This window comes from Streptomyces sp. NPDC005820 (assembly GCF_040630255.1).
In the GTDB taxonomy this organism is placed as follows: domain Bacteria; phylum Actinomycetota; class Actinomycetes; order Streptomycetales; family Streptomycetaceae; genus Streptomyces.
Window position 1 is genome coordinate 220836 of the sequence record NZ_JBEXXE010000013.1, and the last position, 20576, is coordinate 241411.

A 20576-nucleotide genomic window follows, 5' to 3' on the forward strand; every position below is an offset into this window, starting at 1 on the left:
GTCACGCCAGGCGGCGGAACACCGGTTTCACCGGGCGTCCGGCCAGCCAGGCGGTGGGGTCGGCGGCGTCCAGCGCCTTGCGGTACACCGCACACGCCTGGGCCACCACGTCGACCGTGTGATCGATGTCGGCGTCGCTGAGCGCGCTGCTCACCACGAACGACGGGGCCAGCACCCCGCCCGCGAGGAGCCGGCGCAGGAACAGGGTGCGGTACTCCTGCGACGGCTGAAGGTTCTCGTCGAGGGTGGCGAAGACCAGGTTGCTGGCCCGGCCCCGGACGACGATGTGGTCGCCGACGCCCATGGCGGCCGCGGCGTCGCGGACACCGGCCGCCAGCCGCTCGCCGAGGGCGTGCAGCCGCGCGGTGACGCCCTCCTCGACGTAGGTGGTGAGCACGGCCATCGCGGCCGCCAGGGAGTGCGTCTCCGCACCGTGCGTGGTGGACAGCAGGAACACCCGGTCGCCGGAGTGCCGCAGCCCGCCCCGCTCCATCAGCTCGCGGCGCCCCGCCAGCGCGGAGACGGCGAACCCGTTGCCCAGCGCCTTGCCGAACGTGGAGAGGTCGGGGACGACGCCGTACAGGCCCTGGGCGCCCGCCTCGGACCAGCGGAAGCCGGTGATCATCTCATCGAAGATCAGTACGCAGCCGTGCCGGTCGGCCAGCTCGCGCAGGCCCTTGAGGTACCCGGGCGGCGGCTCACTGTGGGTGGCGGGTTCGAGGATCAGGCAGGCGACCTCGTCCTGGTACCGGGTGAGCAGCTCCTCCGTGGCGGCCAGGTCCCCGTAAGGGAACGCCACGGTGAGCTCGTTGGTCGCCGCCGGAATGCCGGCGGACATCGGCGTGCTGCCGATGAACCAGTCGTCGACGGAGAAGAACGGATGGTCGGCACAGAGGGCCACCCGCGGGCGCCCGGTGACGGCGCGGGCGAGGCGCACCGCGGCGGTGGTGGCGTCGGAGCCGTTCTTCGCGAACTTCACCATCTCGGCGGTCGGCACCGTGGCCAGGAAGCGTTCCGCGGCTTCGACCTCCACGATGGACGGCCGGACGAAGTTGCTGCCGCGGTCGAGTTCCCGTCGCACCGCCTCGATCACGCGGGGGTGGGCGTGGCCGAGGCTGACCGACCGCAGGCCGGAGCCGTACTCGATGTAGCGGTTGCCGTCGACGTCCCACACGTGGGCACCGCTGCCGTGGCTGATGACCGGGGCCAGGTTCTCGGGGTACTGGTCGTCGCCCTTGGCGTAGGTGTGTGCGCCCCCGGGGATAAGGGCGTGCAGCCGCTCGTTCGCCTGCCGTGACCGGGGCAGGAGGAACTCCGCGGTCTCCGCGGTGCGTTCGGCGTGTTCGGTGGTCAACCGACTTCACCCTTCCTTGTGCTTCAGGACCTCGGCGAGGCTCGGTGCCTCCCGGTCCCGCTGGGACATCGACGTGACCGGCAGTGGCCAGGGAATGGCGAGTTCCGGGTCGTCGAAGGCGATCGTCACGTCCTCGGACGGATCGTGCTGACGATCGATACGGTAAGAGATGTCTGTGATTTCGGTAAGAGCCTGGAAGCCGTGCGCGCATCCCGCCGGGATGTACACGGTCTTCTGTGTCTCGCCGGACAGCTCGAAGAAGGCCCGGCCCAGGTACGTCGGCGAGTCCGGCCGCAGGTCCACGACGACGTCGAAGATCCTCCCGTACGAGCACCGCACCAGCTTGGCCTCGCCGGCGCCGGAGCGCAGGTGCAGGCCGCGCAGTACACCCCGGACCGAGCGGGACAGGCTGTCCTGGATGAAGGCGTCCGGGTCGAGTCCCACCGAGCGGACCACGTCGGCGTCGAAGGTGCGGCAGAAGAAGCCGCGCTCGTCGGCGTACGGCGTCGGCTCGAAGAGGAACGCGCCCTCGATCGCGGGGACTTCGGTCGCTTTCATGGAGCCTCCTGCCGGGCGCGGGCCCCGGCGCGGCCGGTCGCCGGGAACAGGGCCGCGGTCAACTCGACGAACTGGGCTTCGATCTGGCGGGCGGCGACCAGGTTCCGCTCGGCCAGGGTCCGCCGCAGGTCCGCCGATCGCTGCTCCAGCTCCCGGAACTGCTCGAGCAGCCGGTCGGCGTCGACCTCGCGAGCCGGGTGGCAGTAGGCGCCAAGACCCATCTGCTCCATGAGCGCGCCGCTCTTCGCCGAGTAGCCGACCGCGAGCGTCGGCGTGCCCGCCTTCAACGCGCAGACAAGGTTGTGAAACCGGGTCGCCACCACCGTATCGGCATCCGCAACCTCCTTCATCACATCGTCGAGCGAGGCCGCCTCGGCTGTGGTGACCAGCGGCGAGTCCACCGCGTCGAGGATCGCGGCGACCACCGGCTCATCGAGCTCGTCGCCGGTGAGCAGCCGGACCGTCCTGCCTTCCTCGACCAGCGCGCGGACGAACCGGGTCGTCCCGTCGAGGTAGCGCCGGTGGATCTCCTCGGCCAGGGCGCGGTCGTCGTTGCTGCCGTGGTAGGCCATGACTCCGACGCAGACCGGGCCCGGCGGGTTCGAGGGCGCGCTCGCCCGCGGCGTCGGCAGGGCGAACGCGAGGTCCCGGTAGACCCCGTCGCCGGCGGTGTCCACGCCCATCGCCCGCATCGCGTCCCGGGACCCGTCGTCCCGGTACGACCGGTACGCGGCAAGCCGCGCCGACCAGCGCACCAGAGTCCGGGTCGCCCGGTGGCCGATCCGGTCCGCACCGACGCCGACCAGCGCGACCGGGGTGCCCGTCACCCGGCCGGACGCGCAGAGAAGGAACAGCGCGTACGGGAAGCCCCACGGCCGCAGCGGAAGCGTCGCTTCCAGAACGCCCGCGCCCGGCACGATCACCACGTCGTGCCGACGCACCCAGATCGCGGTCCGGACGGCGTCGACGAGTTTGCCCAGACCCTTCGCCACGATCGCGCCCGGAGACGACGCGGTCCGGTACTCCCCGCGGTACCAGTGCATCCGCGTCGTGGGAATCCCGTACCGGGTCGCGACGACCTCGGGGCCGCTGCACAACGCGTCCACGACCGCCTCCGGGTGCTCGGTGCGGAGGTAGGTGAGCATGGACTCGAGCTGCCCGTCGTTGCCGAAATTCCCGGCGCCGAGCAGACCGAACACCCCCACACGTACCGGGGTCCTGTTCGCAGACGTCATGCCTGCCTCCCTTCACGTCCGGCGACGAGGGCGTCGACGGAGACGGTGAGCCGGTCCGGGTCGACCGGGGCGCGGTCCTCGACCCGTTCGCCGGCGCCGGGCCGGACCCGGCTGGTCATCCATGCGGCCAGGTGTCGGTAGCACGCACGCCGGTCGGCCGGGGACATCGGCGCCCGCCGGACCGCCGTGACGAAACCCCAGACGTACTCGGCGAGCAGCCGGGGCGTCGGGTGCAGCGGGCCGGCCCGGCGCGGGTCCAGGTTGGCGCACCGGGAGCGCTTGGAGGGGTTCGCCCGCTCGGCGCGGGTGGGGTGGTCGCGGCGGAAGTACAACAGCTCCGGCACCTGGTGGAAGGGCCCGCGCAGGGCGATCTCGGCGACGAACGTACGGTCCGCGTGGTGGTAGCTGTCGAGCGGCTTCACCCGGCGCAGCACCTCGGCCCGCATCACCCCGTAGAAGTCGTCGCCACCGGGCTCGAACAGCAGGCTGCGGAAGCGCTCCGGTGGGTGTGGCGAGTCGGTGGCGAGCCCGTACTCGTACGGCACCTTCACCTTCCCGTCGCCGTCGATGACCGCCTGGCCGGAGTGCGCGAGGATCATGTCCGGCCGCTCGTCCAGCGCCTCCACACAGCGCCGCAGCAGGTCACGGGCGTACAGGTCGTCGTGCGAGGCCCACTTGAACAGCTCGCCGCGGCATTCGGTGAACACATGGTTGTGGTTCGGCGCGGCGCCGATGTTCCTGGGCAGCCGCAGGTACCGGATGCGCGAGTCCTGGGCGGCGTACCGGGTGCAGATGTCCCGGGTCCCGTCGGTCGAGGCGTTGTCGGAGATGACCAGCTCGAAGTCCTCGTAGGTCTGGCCGAGCAGCGCGTCGAGCGATTCGGCGAGGTACTCCTCGCCGTTGTACACGGGCAGGCCGATGCTCAGCCGGGGCTGAGTGGTCATGGCGTCCTCACTTCGCTGATGGTGGTCTGGTGCTGCTCGCGCAGGGCGGCCCGCAGCTGCATCCACCACACCGCCGAGGCGCTGAGGTTCGCGGCGGCGACGCCCCAGGCCGAGCCGGCCGTGCCGGCCAGGGCCGCCCCGCCGATCCCGAAGCCGGCGTAGCAGGCGGAGGCGAACAGCTGGCAGCGCAGGCTGCGCCGGGCCGCGGCGAGGGCGCGCAGCCCGGTCGCCGCGCCGACGCCGAAGCCGGCGCCCGCGACGCCGACGGTGAGCGGCATGATGAGCTGGGACGCGGACTGCCAGACCTGGCCGAGCACGTGTTCGCCGGCCCAGTCGGGCACCAGCAGCAGCGCGGCGCCCCAGAGCAGCGCGGCGGCGGCCAGCCCGCCGGCGAGCATGAGGCAGAAGGCGCCCAGCCGGTGCGGGGCCTGCCGCAGCACCCGTGCCGCCTCGGGGACGGTGACGAGCGAAAGGCCCATCAGCACGGCGAGGAACGGGCCGAGCAGGAGTTCGGCGCCGCGGATCGAACCCACGGCGCCGACCCCGGCGATCGCGCCGAGCCCGTACGCCCGCAGCTGACTCGCACCACTGAGGCTCACGTTCTCGACCAGGTAGCGGTAGCCGAGGTCGCGCTGCTCGCGCAGCCACGCGCGGGCCCGCGTCGGCCGGGGCAGGATGCCGGACTGGAAGCAGCCGTACCCGGCGGCCACCGCGGCGGTCCCGCCCCAGGCGAGCACGAAGCCTTCCACGCTGCCCGCGCGAGCGGCCATCACCAGGGCCGGTACGAGCGCGACGCCCCACACGACATCGTTGACGAACGCCTTCCGCCCGGCGCCCGCCGCGAAGAACGCGAACCGCCACGCATCCTGCAGCAGTAGCCCCGGCAGCACCACGCCGAGGACGGCGAAAGCGGCGCCCCCATGGCCGCCGAGGCCCAGCCCGACGATCAGGGACACCGCGCCGATGGCACCGCCGACGCCGAGCGCGGTACCCGCCGCCTGGGCCGCCGCCGCGCGCCAGGATGCGTCCGGCACGCCACTGAAGCGCACCACGAGCGGGTCGGAGGCCAGCCCGCGGGAGACGTTGAGCACGACGCCGTAGGTCACCCAGGCCAGGGTGAACACGCCGAACGCGGTCAGCCCCAGCGAGCGTGCCACGTACATCCCCACCAGGAAGTTGCTCATGCTGGAGGCCGCCTGGTCGGCCAGTCCCCAGGACAGCCGGCCGACGAAGGCCCGCCGGGTGGATCCGGCCGGGGGCGCCGTCGTCGGCGGATTCTCCTTCTCGGTGGTCATCGGCGTCACACCTTGATCAGTTCGGCGTCGCGCAGGGCGTCGGCCGCGGCGGCGACGGTGTCGAACGGCAGCCCGGACCGCTCGGCGACGTCCAGCAGACCGTGCTCGCCGTCGGAGAGGCTGAGCACCCAGAGCATGGCCATCTGGGCCTGCTTGGTGTCGCTGCGGCCGCCGAGCGCGTCGTACAGCCCGCGTCGGCCCAGCTGCGGTTCGCCGTAGGGGCTGAGGTTGAGGTACCGCCGGTTGCGGTCGAGGACGGCGAACGCCTCGCGACAGACGGCGAGGGTGTCCGCCATCGCCTCCGGGGACACGAAGTCCAGGTCGTCCGCCGAGGTGTGGTACTCGGGGTAGCCGGCGTACGGGGTCCGGCTGAGCGAGCCCACGCCGAGATCGAACCCGGGGGAGCAGTACTGCCGCTCGTCGTAGCCGTACGGAGTGAACTCGTTGATCCGGTGCGGACGTTCGGAGGCGGCCAGCACATGCCGCATCACCCGGTCGATCTCCGCGTCGCCGCGCCTGCTCCGCTTGTACGTCAGTGAGCCCGGGTCGCCGGCGCAGGCCAGCACCAGCCCGTGCTTGACCCGTTCCACCCGCTCCGCGTTGCGGGCCAGCCAGGTGATCGCCCCGATGGTGCCGGGCGCGAAGATGAACCGGTAGGTGTAGTACGGCGTCCCCTCGGCCAGCGCCTTGGCCAGGAACGTGGCCACCGCGACGCCGGCCATGTTGTCGTTGGCCAGCGACGGGTGGCAGATATGGCAGGAGACGATCACCTCGTCGGCGACCTGCCCGGGGACCACGTGCTCGGCGTAGGTGAGGTGGCCGTCGGCGAGGGTGGAGTCGATGCGCACCTCGTACTCGCCGTCCGGCATCGCGTCCAGGGTGTCCTGGGCCAGGCAGAAACCCCACTCCGGCTTGTAGTAACTCGTGCGGTACGGCACCCAGGACGGGTGGTCCGGCAGGGTGTGCAGGTGCGCGCGCAGCTCGGACAGCTGCATGGTCGCCGACACCGGCACGCTGTAGCCGAGCACGTGCAGGCTGGACGCGGCGAAGTCGACGACCCGGTTACCGGCCGGGTCGGCGATGTACGCGTCCCGGATGTTCCACTCCTGCGGCACCGTCCAGTCGAGCACCTGCGTCCCGGTCGGCACCTCGTGCACCTGGAGCGGGATGTACTCGCCGACGATGTCCAGGGTGGCGCGCACACCGTCGCCGGTGATGCTCCGGCACAGCGGGTACAACCGCTCCACCAGGGCGTACATCTCGTCGCCGGCACCTTCTTCCACATGCTTGGTCACCGGCGCCACCGCAGGGTGTCGTCGACGGAGCCGGCCTCGGACGCCGCGCGCAGCACGGCCAGCCGGGTGAAGCGTCGCTCGAAGTCCTCCTGGGTCAGCCCGTGCTTCCGGTAGGCGTCGGCGAGTTCGAGCGCGCCCTGCTTCACCGTCCACTCGCAGTCGAAGCCGGGGATCGCGGCGCGGAACCGGGAGAAGTCCACCCGGTACGACCGCGGATCGGCGCCGTTCTCCCCGGTGATCCGCACCTTCGCGCCGGACACCGCCTCGGCGACCTGCTCGGCGATCTCGGCGACCGTGACGTTGTTGGTCTCGCTGCCGATGTTGAACGCCCGGTCGTGCACCGCCTCCCGCGGCGCGACCAGCGCGGCCGCGAAGGCCCGGGCGATGTCGCCGGCGTGCACCAGCGGACGCCAGGGGGTGCCGTCGGAGAGCACCAGCACCTCGCCGGACAGCAGGGCGTGGCCCACCAGGTTGTTCAGCACGATGTCGGCGCGCAGCCGGGGCGAGTAGCCGAAGGCGGTGGCGTTGCGCATGTACACCGGGCTGAAGTCGCCGTCGGACAGGGCGTGCAGGTCGTCCTCCACCCGCACCTTGGACTCCGCGTACGGCGTCACCGGGCGCAGCGGGGCGTCCTCGGCCACCAGGTCGTCGCCACCGGCGGCGCCGTAGACCGAGCAGGTGGAGGCGTACAGGAAGCGCTGCACTCCGGCGTCGCGGGCCAGCCGGGCCAGCCGTACGGACGCGTGGTGGTTGATGTCGTAGGTGAGCTCCGGCGCCAGCGAGCCCAGCGGGTCGTTGGAGAGCGCCGCCAGGTGGATCACGGCGTCCACCCCGGCGACGTGTTCGGCCGTGATGTCGCGCAGGTCCACCCGCGGCCCCGGCGGGTCCGCGGGGGTCGGGCCGAGGACGCAGTCGGCGAACAGGCCGGCGTCGAGGCCGACGACCTCGTGCCCGGCCGCGGCGAGGACCGGGGCCATGACGGTTCCCAGGTATCCCTGGTGTCCGGTCAGCAGTACGCGCATGGTTCAACCCCCCAGGTTGAGCGTGAGTTTGGTGACGGCGAACGCTTCGGCGTAGCGCTCGTGGCATTCGATGCCGCGGATCCGCGCGAGGCCGAGGAAGGCCTCCCGGTCGTACCAGGGCCGGTGCCGCTGCGAGGGATAGTGCTCCTGCAGCAGCCGCACCTTCTCCTCGGCGACCTCCGGCGACAGCGGCTGGTACACCGCGAGGCGGCCGAGATCGCCGTCCCACTTGACGATCTCGTAGCCGAGCACGAGGTGGTCGCGGAACGCGGTGGGGATCAGCTGCGCGAGGCCGCGATGGTCCTGGTGCGCGTCATCGGTGCGCGGGGCCAGGATCAGATCCGGGTCGGTCTGTCCGCGCAGTTCCTCCACGGCGGCCTTGGCCTCGCCCCAGTGCTCGGGCATGCGGCCGTCCGGCAGTTTGAGCACGGTCAGCCGCAGGTCGGCGCCCGGGCAGAAGGCGGCGAGCGCGGCCCGCTCCTCCTGCTCGCGGTCGCTGCCGCCGCCGGAGAGCACCAGTGCGTCGACCCGGAGGCCGGGCCGCGCGAGGCACAGGGCGAGCAGTGTGCCGCCTGCCCCGATGGCGATGTCGTCGCAGTGCGCGCCCACCGCGACGATCCGCTCCAGGGACCCGGCCCCGAGCCGGATCACGCACGCACCCCCTGCTCCCACACGGCCCACGGGCGGTCGCCCTGGGCGTAGGCCGCGTCGAGCGCGGCCCGCTCCTTCACGGTGTCGGTCGGCTTCCAGAAGCCGCGGTGCTGGTGCGCCACCAGCCGCCCCCGCTTGGCCAGTTGGGCGCATCCGTCGGCGACCAGGTCCCCGTTCTCCGGGATGTGGTCGAAGACCTCCTGCCGGAGCACGAAGTAGCCGCCGTTCTCCCACAGCGGCAGTTCGCTCACCGCGGTGATGCCGCCCACCAGGCCGTCCTCGCCCAACTCCACGCAGTGGAAGGAGGATTGGGGCGGTACGACCATCATCGACGCACCGGCGTCGCGCTGCGCGAACTTCTCGATCATCTCGGGCAGCGGGGCGTCGGTGAGGACGTCGGCGTAGTTGGCGAGGAACATCTCGTCGCCGTCCAGGTGATGGCGTACGCGGCGCAGCCGCTCCCCGATCGGCGACTCGATGCCGGTCTGCACGAAGGTGATCGTCCAGTCCGAGATGTCGGTGGACAGCAGCTCGGTCCGCCCGCCGCGCAGCACGAAGTCGTTGGACGTCGTCTCCTCGTAGTTGAGGAAGAAGTCCTTGATGTGGTGCGCCCCGTAGCCGAGGCACAGGATGAACTCCGTGTGCCCGAAGTGCGCGTAGTAGCGCATGACGTGCCAGATCAGCGGTCTGGGGCCGACCATCGCCATCGGTTTGGGGACGTCGTCGGAGGTTCCGTTGCGCATCCGCATCCCGTAACCGCCGCAGAACAGAACGACCTTCATGACGTCACCTCGACAATGCTCAGTTCCGGGATGGGAAAGACGAGCCGGCCGCCCCAGTCGTGCACGAAGGACAGCTGCTCCACCAGCTCGGCCCGCAGGTTCCACGGCAGGACGAGCACGTAGTCCGGCCGGTCGGCGGCTATCTGCTCGGGCGGCAGGATCGGGATGCGGGTGCCCGGGGTGTACCTGCCGTGCTTGTAGGGGTTGCGGTCGACCGTGTACGGGAGCAGGTCGGGCCGGATGCCGCAGTGGTTGAGCAGGGTGTTGCCCTTGCCCGGGGCGCCGTAGCCGACGACCGTCTCGCCGCGCTCGGCCGCCTCGATGAGGAACTTGAGGAGGTCCCGGCGCACCTTGGCCACCCGGGCGGAGAACTCGGTGTACCCGGACAGCTCCTGCAGCCCGGCGGCCTTCTCCCGGGCCAGTACGTCGGCCACCCGCTGCGTCGGCTCGCCGGCCACCTCGGCGGGCCGGGCCCACAGCCGGATGGAGCCGCCGTGCGTGGGCAGCAGCTCGACGTCCACGAGCGTCAGCCCGCCGCTCGCCAGGGCGCGGATCGCGGAGGCGACCGTGTAGTACTGGAAGTGCTCGTGGTAGATGGTGTCGTACTGGTTCTCCTCGATCAGGGTCAGCAGGTGCTGCACCTCGACGGAGACCCAGCCGTCGTCGGCGACCAGGGCGCGCAGCCCCTGGGTGAACCCGACCACGTCGGGGATGTGCGCGTACACGTTGTTGGCCACGACCAGGTCCGCCGGGCCGTGCTCGGCGCGCACGGCCGAGCCGGTGTCCGGGGACAGGAACGCCGTGAGCGTGGGCACACCCGCGTCCCGCGCCGCGGCGCCGACGTTCACCGACGGCTCGACGCCGAGGCAGCGGATCCCCCGGTCCACCACATGCTTGAGCAGGTACCCGTCGTTGCTCGCGACCTCGACCACGAAGGCGTCGGAGCCGAGACCCAGCCGCGTCACGGCGCCGTCGACGAACGTGCGCGCGTGCTCCACCCAGGAGGTCGAGAAGGAGGAGAAGTACGCGTACTCGCTGAACGTCTCCTCCGGAGTGATCAGCGGCGGGATCTGCGCGAGCCAGCAGTCGGTGCAGACCCGCAGGTGCAGCGGGTACGCCGGCTCCGGCCGGTCCAGCTGGTCCGCGGCGAGAAAGCTCTCGCAGGGTGGCGTCGCCCCGAGATCGACGACGCTCGCCATCGCCGCCGAGCCGCAGAGTCGGCATCGTGTCATTTACTGCCCCCCATTAGTTCCGTCCGACCCGCGATCGCGGTGCGGTACTCCTCAACCAGGCGCTCGAGACCGACGGCCGGGCTGAAACCCTGCTCGTAACGGCGCCGGGCCGCCTGCCCCATCTCCCGGCCCAGGGCCGGGTCGGCCGTGATCCGCCGCAGACAGGACGCGAGCGAGGCGGCCTCGCCCGGCCGGTGCAGCAGCCCCGTCACCCCGTCCTCGACCAGTTCCACGAAGGCGCCGTGACCGGCGGCGACGGCCGGCACCCCCGCCGCCATCGCCTCCACGACCACCAGGCCGAACGCCTCCAGCCATGTGGAGGGAGCCACCACGGCCACCGACCGCGCGAGGGCCTGCCGGCACTCCGCCGGGTCGTACAGGCCGACGTACCGCACATCGTCCCGGCCCGCCGCCCAGGCGGTCACCTCCGGCTCCAGCGGCCCCGCGCCGGCGATCACGAGCGGCACGCCCACACCGCCGCCGGCGGCGATCTCGTCCCACGCGGCCATGAGCAGCCGTACGCCCTTGGCCTCCGCGAGCCGGCCGAGATAGAGCAGATGCTCGCCGGCCCCCTCGCGGCGGACGCCCGGCTCGGGCACGAAGTTGTGCTTCACCGCCAGCCGTTCGGCCGGCATGCCGGACCGCACCAGGACCTCGCGCTGCGCCGCGGAGATGCAGAGGAACCGCTCCACACCGGTCCACCACCGCCGCCGGTTGACCGACAGACTGACCGCGAGCGGCACCGTCGCCAGCCGGGAGTTCCGGTAGCAGCCGTGCCGGACGGCGGGCAGCGGCGCCGACCCGACGCACTCGGTGCACGGCCGGCCGTCCCGCTGCAGCGTGCCGGGCGGACAGACCTGGGTGTAGTTGTGCAGCGTGGCGACGGCGGGCACCCCGGCGTCGGCGCAGGCCGCCAGCACCGCCGGCGACAGCAGCGGGAAGACGTTGTGGACGTGCACCACGTCCGGCCGCTCGGCGCGCAGCCGGGCGGCGAGCTCCGTACGGACCGCCGGGTTCCACGGCACCAGCAGCGGTACGGCGACCTTGCCCGGCAGGGACCGGGCGGCGATGTCGTCGCTGCGCCGCTCGAACACCTCGACCCGGTGGCCGGCGCCGCGCAGCAGCGCCACCTCCTGGTCGACGACCTTGTTCTCCCCGCTCGGCTGCGCCGAGCCGTAGCGGTTGTGCACCACCAGCACGTGCATGCCCTGCATGTCAGGTCACCTCCGATGACTCGGCCCGGCTCGGCACGCGCCGTCGGGATGGATCGGGCGTCGACGGGGGAGCGGCCTCGGCGGGCGCCGCCAGCAGCGAGGCGGCCAGGGCCAGATGCAGCAGATACGGCGAGGCGTCGCCCAGACCGGCCTCGGTGTACGACGCGATCGCGCAGTAGCTGATCAGGAAGATCGCGCAGGCCCTCGACAGCGACGGCGGCCGCAGCAGCGCGACGCCGCCCAGCACGATGATGACCGCCGCCACCAGGGCGATGCCGGTGATGCCCTGCTCGTTGTAGACGGCCAGCCAGCTGTTGTCGATCGGGAGCCCGTTGAACGACTTGTCGCCCAGGCCCGTGCCGAACAGGTACTGCGAGGTCGTCCGGGGTTCCGCCAGCAGGGCGTGCCAGACCTTGGCCCGGCCGGTGAGGCTGGCGAAGTTCTCCTGGCTCTGTCCGCGCAGGAACCACGCCTGGAGCGCGGAGCTGAACGCCACCGCGGCCACCGTCGCGCACAGTACCGTCCAGGTGAAGAACCGGCGGGCGGCGGCGCTGGTCAGGATGAGCGAGCCGATCGCCAGCACCAGCCCGATGAGCAGGCCGAGTGTGGCCGTCCGGGTATGGGTCAGCGCGAGCAGGACGAGGGAGGGCACGATGACCACCGCCGCGCTGGTCCGGTCGGTCCGGCGGCCCAGGAGGAGCAGCACGGTGAGCCCGATGATCACCGCTGCGTACTGTCCGATCTGCGGCGGTGTGAGCGGCCACAACGCGCCGACCAGCCGCCCGCCGTAGCGGTCGGGCAGGGCGGCGCCCGGGGAGACGACCAGGCCGGCGGCGACCGTCCCGAGCACCGCGAAGTACATCCGGATGTGGTGCCGGACGAACGTGGTGCCGCCGTCCCACCAGCGGCTGAGCAGCCACAGTGTGCCGATGAAGAGAGCCAGCCGGGCGCAGCGGAACAGCGCGCCGAACCCGGCCCCCTGGCCCACGCTGGAGATCAGGCTCGGCACCAGCAGCAGGGTGAGCAGGAACACGTAGGAGCTGGTCCGGATGCGCACCCGGGGGTTGACCACGAGCGCCAGCGCGAACGCGCCGACCAGCGAGCCCATGGTGACCATCTGGATGAGCGAGCGGGGCAGCGGGACGATGGTCTGCGCCCCGGTGGAGCCGAGGGTGTTGAGGACGAGCAGCCCCCAGGACGTCCGGACGATCTTCGACTTGTGGTCCGTGCCCATCTCACCCACCGTCCCGTGCGCGGAAGGTGCTGCCCGCGTCCTGCCGGTACGGCGTGACCTGCCACTGCTTGAAGCCGACCGTCCGGCTCGCGTCATGGACGACGAAGGTCCATGGTCCGACGTAGACGTTGTCGTGCCAGCGGTTGTGCTGGGCGAGGGTGATCGCCTCGGCCACCCGCTCGCCCTGGTACGGCGACCAGTCCGGATAGGTGCCGTAGTTGGACAGCACCGCCATCCGGTCGCACATCACCGTGCAGTCGAGGACGGACTTGTCCAGCACGAAGCGGTTGTCGTGGATGTCCACCCGCTGGGTCTTCCACCGGCAGTCGGAGTAGAGCGGCGCCTTGGCGATCGCGGGCGGCACACAGCGGTCGATGTTCTTCACCAGCAACGTGCAGTCGCCGGAGGAGGTGTTGGCCGGGCTGTTGCAGAACCGGTCGGCGTTCTCCCACAGGGTGATCCCGGACCAGTTGTTCTCCAGCACGTTCCGGTAGATCTCGATCTTGTCCGTGCGGGCGCGGACCCGCGGTTCACCGCCGGACTCGGACAGGTAGACGGTCGCGAACGGGAAGGTGTCGCCGCCGGCGGCGTTCGCGCGGCCCTCGACCCAGTTGTTCCGCCGGATCGTGTTCTTCCGGATGACCGCGTTGTAGCTGATCTCGTAGATCAGCGCGGCACCGTCGTTGTCCTCGATCAGGTTGTTCTCGATCAGGAAGTCATTGTTGTTGGTGTCCGCCCACAACCCGGTTCCGCGGTTGTCGTGCACCCAGTTGCCGCGTATGTCCGCGCCGTTGACGGCCCAGAACTTGACGCCCCCGCTGCAGCCGCAGTCCGGCCGCTTCCGCTCCCAGTCGTCCTTGTTGTTGCCGACGATCTCGTTGCCCTCGAGCACCAGGCCGCGCAGACCGCCGGCGCCCTTGTACGCGTTCATGCCGTACTGGCCGTTGTCGCGCAGGCAGCTCGCGCGAACCTGCTGGCGGGCGCCGGCCATCAGCCCGGCGCCGGAGTTCTTCTGGATCGTCGCGTGCTCGATCACCCACCCGTCGGCCGAGTCGTGATTGACCACGCCCTCGTCAAGGGGCGCGACGAACCCCTGCACGGTCAGGTAGCGGATCGTGACGTCGCGGGCGGTGCCGCCGAACGCGTACTGGTTGCTCCTGCGGCCGTCGAGCACCGCGCCCGGCGCGCCGAGGTAGACGTCCCCCTCCTTGGGGGTCACCTGGTCATAGCGGTCCGACATGAGGGTGTGCTTGCCCGGCCGAAGCCAGAAGGTGGTGTGCGGGGGACTGTTCTCGGTCTTCGCGGCCAGGTCGCCGGGCACCGCCGGGTCGACCGTCACCGCGCCCGCCGGCGCCTTCGCCGGCCCGGCCGCGGGCTTGGCGCACACCCGGGCCACGGACGTGGAGGGCGCGGTGCTCGGCTTCGGCGCCGCGTCCGTCGTACCGCTCTCACAGCCGGTCGCCGCCAGCAGGGCCAGCGCCGCCGCCGGCCACGCCCACTGCCGCCAGCCGATCCCCATCCGTCCTCTCCCCAGGGGTCTGCGACGGATCTCCGCGGCGTCGCGACGCCCGGCACGCGCCCCCGGGCTCCCTGCTGCGCTCGAGCCGGGCGTGCGCCCACTGCGGTCTGCGGCCGGAGCGCGGCGGGCGCTCCTTCCCGCACGGAGATCCATCAGAAGCCCCCTAGCCGTGGAACCTGAGTACGGTGGTGAAGTCGCCCGCGCCGTCGGCGAAGCCGGTGCCGATCAGCGTGGTGGCGGGTTCCTTGCGTCCGAAGCCGGCGGAGTACCAGCCCAGCGGCGGGTCGCTCTCGCCCCGGTGCGCCCGCCAGGACAGCTCGCCGGGCAGGTCGAGCGCCGCGGAGCGGTCCTCGCCGTCCCGGGTCCAGGTGAGCGCCGCCCGGTTCCCCGCCAGGTCCGCGGTGATCGCCGGGCCGAGGTGGAACGCCAGCCGTACGGCCCGGCGCGGCCCGCGCACCTCGTCCACCACCCTCAACTCCCGGGTTTCGGAGGACAGTTCCACGCGGCGGCGGTGCACGGAGCCCTGGTAGCCGTCGTGCTCCGCGCACCAGCGGCCCACCTCCTCGTCGGAGGTGTCCGCGACCAGGACGCGGCTGCGGGCATGCCGGGTCCACAGGAACGGGCCGCCGGAGACGGACTGGTCACCGCCGTCCACCTGGAGGGTGTTGTGGCCGAGCGTCGACCGGAAGTACCGCCGCCACTCGGGCTGCCCGTGGTAGCAGTACGTCCCCGGGTCGGCGAGCACGTCCACCCCGTCGTGCCGGACCTCCACGGACAGCGCGTCCGCGTGCGCGTGCGCGGCGATGGACAGGAACCCGTGCGGACCGCCGTCGCAGCGGCACCAGATCTCTCCCGGGCCGCGCAGGATCGTCATGCCCGCGTCGGCGAAGTGGGCGGGCCGGCCCGCCGGGCGGGTCACGGACAGCTCAGCGGGCTTGATGAGCGCGGCCAGCAGCGGGGTGCGCACATCGGTGCCGGTCACCGTCGGCCACCAGGCGAGCCGGCCGAACACGGCCTCCCCGGTGGCCAGCAGTGAGCCCCAGCGGTCGGTGTCCGTGCCGTCCACGACCAGACCGTGCCCGTCGTCCGCGTCCCCCTGGCGCGGCGGCCGCAGCCGGGCGTCCACGACGGCCGCGAGCGCGTCGGTCATCCGCAGCAGCACCAGCCGGATCGTCGCGGGGACCGGCACACCGGCGGCGTCCGCCTCGGCCACCGCGGCCAGGCCGAGCTCCAGCACCAGCCCGTGATACTCGGTGGCCAGCTCCCGGTTGAGGCCGGAGGGGAAGGTGTTGCCGCGCAGCTGCCGCTCCAGCGACCGCAGCGCGTCGGCCCGCCAGCGCGCGGAGGAGGGGAACCAGTCGAACGCGCAGGCCGCGGCGAACTGCCCGGCGGCCTCGGCGATGACGTGGTTGTTCGCCGAGGACCCCCGGCTGGGGAAGGCGGCCAGCCAGCGCTGGTGGTGCCAGATCTGGTTCAGCGCCACCGGGTTGCCCTCGAACAGGTCGGCCGCGCCCGGCCAGCCGTCGAGCAGCCGGCGGATCCACACCCAGGACAGCAGCCGGATCCCCAGCTCGATGCCGCTGGTCCAGTGCACCCCGCGCAGCGGCGCGTTGGACTTCCACCAGGACCGCAGATGCCCGGCCACGCGCTCGGCGTACCGCTCGTTCCCGGTGATCGCGTAGGCGGCGGCGAGCACGGTGAGGTAGTGGTGCCGGGACAGCTCCCAGATCTGCTTGATGTCCCCGACCGCGTCCTCGTCGCGGTACGGCACGTCGAAGGCGTAGCCCCACGGGGCGCGGCGCCCGGTCTTCGGGTCGTACCACCAGTCCGGGTCCGCGAGGTCGTCGCGGACCACCCCGAAGTACTCGACGTGTCCCGCCATCAGCCGGTCCGCCTCGGCGATCAGACGTTTCGCGGCGTCCGGCGGCACCGCGGCGATCGTCCCCGCGGGCAGGACCGCGGTGAACCGGGCGCCGGTCACGGTCGGGGCGTCCGGTCGCGCCGACCGCCACCGCCGTCTGCGCAGCGTGTCGCCGACCCGGCCGCCGACCTCCCGCGGGCCCATCCGGGACAGCCGCCGCAGGTACCAGCCCGCGCTCATGCTCATCGCGCCCCCGCCAGCGTCACCGGCGCGCCGCCCACCAGCCCGGCCTGCACGGCGAGGGTGGCCGCCGTGGTGGCGACCAGCGACTGCAGCGGCACCGGCATCGGCCCACCGGTCCGCACGGCCTTGATGAACGCGGCGAGTTCGGCGTTCTGGCCCTTGTCCCGGGCCTTGGGCAGCCGTGAACTGACCCACCGGTTGCGGGGGCCGTCGTACACCGAGGCACGGACGAAGTCGTCCAGCCGCAGCACCTTGCCGTCCGCGACCAGGTCCAGGGTCTCCTTGGGGAAGCCGGACGCGCCGGTGGTGACATAGCTGAGGGTGGCGGTGGACCCGTCCGGGTAGCGCAGGACGACCTGGAGGTCCTCGTTGCCGGCGGCGGCGACCGCGTACACCGAGACCGGATCGGCGTCGAGCAGCCAGCTCGCCGTGTCGATGAAGTGCCCGCCCTCGCCGGCGAACCGCGAGCCCTCGGTGCCCTGCTGGAGGTACCAGCTGCCGTGCGCGAGGCGGCCCGCGTTGACCAGGTAGCGCAGGCTCGCCGGACCGGTCCGGGCGCCGAACCGCTTCCTGGCCTCCTGCAGCAGCGGCGCGAACCGGCGGTTGAAGCCCACCTGGAGCCGGTCGTTGCCGGACTCCTCGACCGCCGCGAGCACCCCGGCCAGCTCGTCCTCGGTGAGCGCCAGCGGCTTCTCCACGAACACCGACTTGCCGGCCAGCAGCGCCTTGCGGGTCAGGTCGGCGTGCGAGCTGTGCCGGGTGACCACGAACACCGCGTCGATGGACTTGTCACCGAGCACGGCGTCGAGATCGGTGGTCGCCCCGGCGAAGCCGAACTTCCGCTGCGCGTTGGCCGCGGACAGCGCCGTCGTGGTGACGACCGTCGACAGCTCGACGCCCTCGCGCCGGGCCAGGTGCGGCAGCAGCATCGACGTCGCGTAGTTCCCCGCGCCGACGAACGCCAGCCGCACCGGTGTCCCTGCGGCCCGGGCCGGACTCCGCTGCACACTCACCGCGGGCACGGCCACCACCGGGGCCTCGGCCTCGGCCTTCTCGGCCTCCTGTTCGGGGTAGCGGAACAGCACGGCCACGGCCTTGAGGTCGCCGTCCTTCAGACTCCGGTACGTCTCCACGGCGTCGTCGAAGTCGGCGATGTGGGAGACCAACGGCTCCACGTCGACCCGGCCGCGGGCGACGAGGTCGAGGAAGCAGGCCAGGTTGCGGCGCTCGGTCCAGCGCACATAGCCGATCGGGTAGTCCCGCCCCTCCAGCTCGTACTCCGGGTCGTAGCGCCCGGGGCCGTAACTGCGGGAGAAGCGGACGTCGAGTTCCTTCTCGTAGTACGCGTTCCACGGCAGGTCCAGCCGGCACTTGCCGATGTCGACGACCCGGCCGCGGTCCCGGCTCAGCCGGGCGGCCAGCTCGACGGGCTGGTTGCTGCCCCCGCCGGCGGCCAGGTACACCTGGTCCACGCCGTGCCCGTCGGTGAGTTCGGCGACGGCGTTCTCCACGGCCGGGGAGGCGGGATCGCCGCAGGCCGCCGCACCCAGACGCTCGGCGAGCTCACAGCGCGCCGGGTCGGGGTCGGCCCCGACGACCCGGACCCCCGAGGCGGTCAGGAGCTGCACCACCAGCTGACCGATCAGCCCGAGGCCGATCACCAGCGCCACCTCGCCGAGCCGTGACTCGCCCTGGCGGACGCCCTGCAACGCGATCGACCCGACGGTGCCGAAGGCCGCGTGCCGGGGCGCGAGGCCGTCCGGCACCGGGGCGTAGAGGTTCTTCGGCACCCAGTTCAGCTCGGCGTGCAGCGCGTGCTCGTTGCCGGCGCAGGCCACGAGGTCGCCGACCTTGACGTCGTCGATGCCGGCGCCGACCTGCTCGACCACCCCGCACAGCGAATAGCCCAGCGGCGTGTAGGAGTCCAGCTTGCCCATCACCTTGCGGTAGGTGGCGGGCAGCCCGTTGGTGGCCACGCTCTGCACGACCTTGGCCACCTGGTCCGGGCGGGAGCGGGCCTTGCCCAGCATCGACATGCCGGCCTCGGACACCTTCATGAGCTCGGTCCCGGTGGAGATCAGCGAATAGGCGCTGCGGACCAGCACACCGTCCGGCTTGCACCCCGGGACCGGTACGTCGAGCAGGGCCAGCTCGCCGCTCTTGTAGTTCTGTACGACCTGTTTCACCGAAGTCCCCTGATTCCTAAGCCGTCAACCGAGTGCTCTGGCCGGACCCGGAGGTCGCGTCGCGGTACCAGTACTCGAGGGTCAGCACATGCCACAGATGCTTGGAGAAGTCCTGCTGTCCGGCGGCGTCCTCGGCGACCATCCGCGCCAGCGCGTCGCGGCGCAGGAACCCTGAGCGGACGAGCTCGCCGTCGTTGACCACCTCGCGCACCAGCGGCGCCAGATCCCGGCTCATCCAGGCGCGCAGCGGGGCGCTGAACAAGCCCTTGGGCCGGTACACGATCTCCCGGGGCAGGATCGAGGTGGCCGCCTCCTTGAGGACCGCCTTGCCCTGCCGACCGGCTATCTTGCGATCGCCGGGCACCGCGAACGCCGCCTTGACCACCTCGACGTCCACATACGGCACCCGCACCTCGGTCGACGCGGCCATGCTCGACCGGTCGGTGTAGGTGAGGTTGAGGCCCGGCAGGAACATCCGGGCGTCGCCCAGGCACATGCGGTTGACGAAGTCGTCGAGCTCGTTGTCCTGGTAGACGTCCGCGTGCTCGGTCAGCACGTCGTCGACCGCCTGGGCCAGGTCCGGATCGACCAGAGCGAGCAGTTCGTCCTGGTCATACATGGTGTAGCTGCGCCGGAACGCGGTCTCCTCCGGCAGATCGGCGAAGGAGAGGAACCGCTTGGCGAAGCGCACCGACCGCAGGCCCCGGCGGGACGTGGCGACCGGCAGCCGTTCCACGGCACGGGAGACCCCGCGCCGCAGAGGCCGCGGGACGCGCTGGTAGCGCAGCGCGAGCAGGTTGGCCAGGTGCTTGCGGTACCCGGCGAACAGCTCGTCGGCGCCCATCCCGGAGAGCATCACCTTGACCCCGGCCTCCCGGGCGGCCGAGCAGATCAGGAAGGTGTTGATCGCGGCCGGGTCGCCGATCGGCTCGTCCAGGCTGTACGTCATCTGCGGCAGCAGGTCGAGCACGTTCGGGGCGATCTCGATCTCGTGCAGGTCGACGCCGAACCGCTCGGCCACCTGCCGGGCATAGCGCAGGTCGTCCGGCATGGCCTCGAACTTGGCGTCCTCGGCGCGGAACCCGATCGTGTAGGCGGAGATCCCGGGCCGCTCGCGGGCCGCCAGCGCGGTCAGATAGCTGGAGTCGAGACCGCCGGAGAGGAAGGTCGCCACAGGTACGTCGGAGAGCAGGTGGCGCCGGGTCGACTCCTCGACGACCGCTGCTATGTCCGGCAGTTCGCCGGCCCGGGCCCGCTCCCGGCCCTCGGCGGCGACGTCCTTCAGCTGCCAGTACCGCCCGCGCTGCACGCTGCCGTCGGGCCGGCACCTCAGCCAGCTCCCCGGCGGCAGCTTCTCCGCCTCGCGGAACGCGCACCGTGAGTCCGGCACCCAGTAGTACAGCAGCGAGGCCACCAGCGCCGCGTGGTCCACCTGAAGCGACCCGCCGGTCACGGCGGCGAGCGCCTTCAGCTCGGAGGCGAACACCAGACCCTCGCCGCGCCGCAGCAGGAACAGCGGCTTGATGCCCAGCTGGTCGCGGGCGAGCACCAGCTCACCGGTGCGCTCGTCGAAGATCCCGAACGCGAACATGCCGCGCAGCCGGGGCAGACAGTCGGTCCCCCAGCGCCGCCAGGCCTCCAGCAGCACCTCGGTGTCGGAGGTGCCGCGGAAGCGCACCCCGGCCGCCGCCAGTTCGGCGCGCAGCTCGGGCGCGTTGTACAGCTCGCCGTTGTACGTCAGGACGAGGCCGCCCGAGACCATCGGCTGGGCGCCGGTCTCGGACAGGTCGATGATGGCCAGCCGGCGGTGTCCGAGGTGCACCTCGCCGTCACCGAGGGGATGGCTGTAGCGGCCCGCCCCGTCCGGACCGCGATGGGCGAGGGTGTCGGTGAGCCGGTCGGTCACCAGCTTCCCGTCCGGCCACCGGTAAGTACCTGCGATGCCACACAT

General features: G+C 72.1%; 16 protein-coding genes. All 16 read right to left on the reverse strand.

Annotated features, from left to right (window positions below; all coding sequences use genetic code 11):
* Position 1 precedes the first annotated feature (1 nt).
* The 16 genes from ABZ464_RS18455 to asnB all read right to left on the reverse strand — a co-directional run bounded on the left by ABZ464_RS18455 (position 2) and on the right by asnB (position 20576).
* Positions 2–1354: a glutamate-1-semialdehyde 2,1-aminomutase gene (locus ABZ464_RS18455; protein WP_359277897.1), complete on the reverse strand. Its 1353-nt coding sequence runs from the start codon at positions 1352–1354 to the stop codon at positions 2–4.
* A 6-nt stretch (positions 1355–1360) separates the two neighbouring features.
* Complete coding sequence (gene rfbC, locus ABZ464_RS18460) at positions 1361–1912, reverse strand: dTDP-4-dehydrorhamnose 3,5-epimerase (RefSeq protein ID WP_359277900.1); 552 nt, start codon at positions 1910–1912, stop codon at positions 1361–1363.
* Complete coding sequence (locus tag ABZ464_RS18465) at positions 1909–3147, reverse strand: polysaccharide pyruvyl transferase family protein (protein WP_359277902.1); 1239 nt, start codon at positions 3145–3147, stop codon at positions 1909–1911. The genes rfbC and ABZ464_RS18465 overlap by 4 nt, the downstream gene beginning before the upstream one ends.
* Positions 3144–4091: a glycosyltransferase family 2 protein gene (locus ABZ464_RS18470; protein ID WP_359277905.1), complete on the reverse strand. Its 948-nt coding sequence runs from the start codon at positions 4089–4091 to the stop codon at positions 3144–3146. Before ABZ464_RS18470 ends, ABZ464_RS18465 begins: the two co-directional genes overlap by 4 nt.
* Complete coding sequence (locus ABZ464_RS18475) at positions 4088–5386, reverse strand: hypothetical protein (RefSeq protein ID WP_359277907.1); 1299 nt, start codon at positions 5384–5386, stop codon at positions 4088–4090. Before ABZ464_RS18475 ends, ABZ464_RS18470 begins: the two co-directional genes overlap by 4 nt.
* A 5-nt stretch (positions 5387–5391) precedes the next feature.
* Positions 5392–6645: a DUF4910 domain-containing protein gene (locus ABZ464_RS18480; RefSeq protein WP_359277985.1), complete on the reverse strand. Its 1254-nt coding sequence runs from the start codon at positions 6643–6645 to the stop codon at positions 5392–5394.
* Between the two features lie 32 nt (positions 6646–6677).
* A complete protein-coding gene (locus ABZ464_RS18485; RefSeq protein ID WP_359277910.1) occupies positions 6678–7703 on the reverse strand; it encodes an SDR family oxidoreductase in 1026 nt (341 codons plus the stop codon).
* 3 nt (positions 7704–7706) lie between these two features.
* Positions 7707–8354, reverse strand: a complete 648-nt coding sequence (locus ABZ464_RS18490) for a PIG-L deacetylase family protein (RefSeq protein WP_359277913.1) — start codon at positions 8352–8354, stop codon at positions 7707–7709.
* Positions 8351–9136, reverse strand: coding sequence for a sugar phosphate nucleotidyltransferase (locus ABZ464_RS18495; protein WP_359277916.1), 786 nt, complete (start codon positions 9134–9136; stop codon positions 8351–8353). Before ABZ464_RS18495 ends, ABZ464_RS18490 begins: the two co-directional genes overlap by 4 nt.
* The gene (locus ABZ464_RS18500; protein ID WP_359277919.1) at positions 9133–10368 is read right to left on the reverse strand and encodes a class I SAM-dependent methyltransferase; all 1236 of its coding nucleotides are present in this window, start codon (positions 10366–10368) and stop codon (positions 9133–9135) included. The genes ABZ464_RS18495 and ABZ464_RS18500 overlap by 4 nt, the downstream gene beginning before the upstream one ends.
* Positions 10365–11573, reverse strand: coding sequence for a glycosyltransferase (locus ABZ464_RS18505; RefSeq protein WP_359277988.1), 1209 nt, complete (start codon positions 11571–11573; stop codon positions 10365–10367). The genes ABZ464_RS18500 and ABZ464_RS18505 overlap by 4 nt, the downstream gene beginning before the upstream one ends.
* Before the next feature lie 10 nt (positions 11574–11583).
* Positions 11584–12816: an O-antigen ligase domain-containing protein gene (locus tag ABZ464_RS18510; protein WP_359277922.1), complete on the reverse strand. Its 1233-nt coding sequence runs from the start codon at positions 12814–12816 to the stop codon at positions 11584–11586.
* A gap of 1 nt (position 12817) precedes the next feature.
* Entirely contained in the window at positions 12818–14335 is a 1518-nt protein-coding gene (locus ABZ464_RS18515) for a right-handed parallel beta-helix repeat-containing protein (RefSeq protein WP_359277925.1), read from the reverse strand.
* A gap of 163 nt (positions 14336–14498) precedes the next feature.
* Positions 14499–16442: an alginate lyase family protein gene (locus tag ABZ464_RS18520; RefSeq protein WP_359277928.1), complete on the reverse strand. Its 1944-nt coding sequence runs from the start codon at positions 16440–16442 to the stop codon at positions 14499–14501.
* Entirely contained in the window at positions 16439–18625 is a 2187-nt protein-coding gene (locus tag ABZ464_RS18525) for a bi-domain-containing oxidoreductase (RefSeq protein ID WP_359277931.1), read from the reverse strand. Before ABZ464_RS18525 ends, ABZ464_RS18520 begins: the two co-directional genes overlap by 4 nt.
* 16 nt (positions 18626–18641) lie before the next feature.
* A complete protein-coding gene (gene asnB / locus ABZ464_RS18530; protein ID WP_359277934.1) occupies positions 18642–20576 on the reverse strand; it encodes an asparagine synthase (glutamine-hydrolyzing) in 1935 nt (644 codons plus the stop codon).

Bases quoted from the DNA above. Each gene is read 5' to 3' on its own strand.
- ABZ464_RS18470 (WP_359277905.1), bottom strand. From the start codon at position 4,091: ATGACCACTCAGCCCCGGCTGAGCATCGGCCTGCCCGTGTACAACGGC.
- ABZ464_RS18485 (WP_359277910.1), bottom strand. From the start codon at position 7,703: ATGCGCGTACTGCTGACCGGACACCAGGGATACCTGGGAACCGTCATG.
- ABZ464_RS18510 (WP_359277922.1), bottom strand. From the start codon at position 12,816: ATGGGCACGGACCACAAGTCGAAGATCGTCCGGACGTCCTGGGGGCTG.
- ABZ464_RS18475 (WP_359277907.1), bottom strand. From the start codon at position 5,386: ATGACCACCGAGAAGGAGAATCCGCCGACGACGGCGCCCCCGGCCGGA.
- ABZ464_RS18500 (WP_359277919.1), bottom strand. From the start codon at position 10,368: ATGACACGATGCCGACTCTGCGGCTCGGCGGCGATGGCGAGCGTCGTC.
- ABZ464_RS18505 (WP_359277988.1), bottom strand. From the start codon at position 11,573: ATGCACGTGCTGGTGGTGCACAACCGCTACGGCTCGGCGCAGCCGAGC.
- ABZ464_RS18480 (WP_359277985.1), bottom strand. From the start codon at position 6,645: ATGTACGCCCTGGTGGAGCGGTTGTACCCGCTGTGCCGGAGCATCACC.
- rfbC (WP_359277900.1), bottom strand. From the start codon at position 1,912: ATGAAAGCGACCGAAGTCCCCGCGATCGAGGGCGCGTTCCTCTTCGAG.
- ABZ464_RS18495 (WP_359277916.1), bottom strand. From the start codon at position 9,136: ATGAAGGTCGTTCTGTTCTGCGGCGGTTACGGGATGCGGATGCGCAAC.
- ABZ464_RS18465 (WP_359277902.1), bottom strand. From the start codon at position 3,147: ATGACGTCTGCGAACAGGACCCCGGTACGTGTGGGGGTGTTCGGTCTG.
- ABZ464_RS18515 (WP_359277925.1), bottom strand. From the start codon at position 14,335: ATGGGGATCGGCTGGCGGCAGTGGGCGTGGCCGGCGGCGGCGCTGGCC.
- asnB (WP_359277934.1), bottom strand. From the start codon at position 20,576: ATGTGTGGCATCGCAGGTACTTACCGGTGGCCGGACGGGAAGCTGGTG.
- ABZ464_RS18520 (WP_359277928.1), bottom strand. From the start codon at position 16,442: ATGAGCATGAGCGCGGGCTGGTACCTGCGGCGGCTGTCCCGGATGGGC.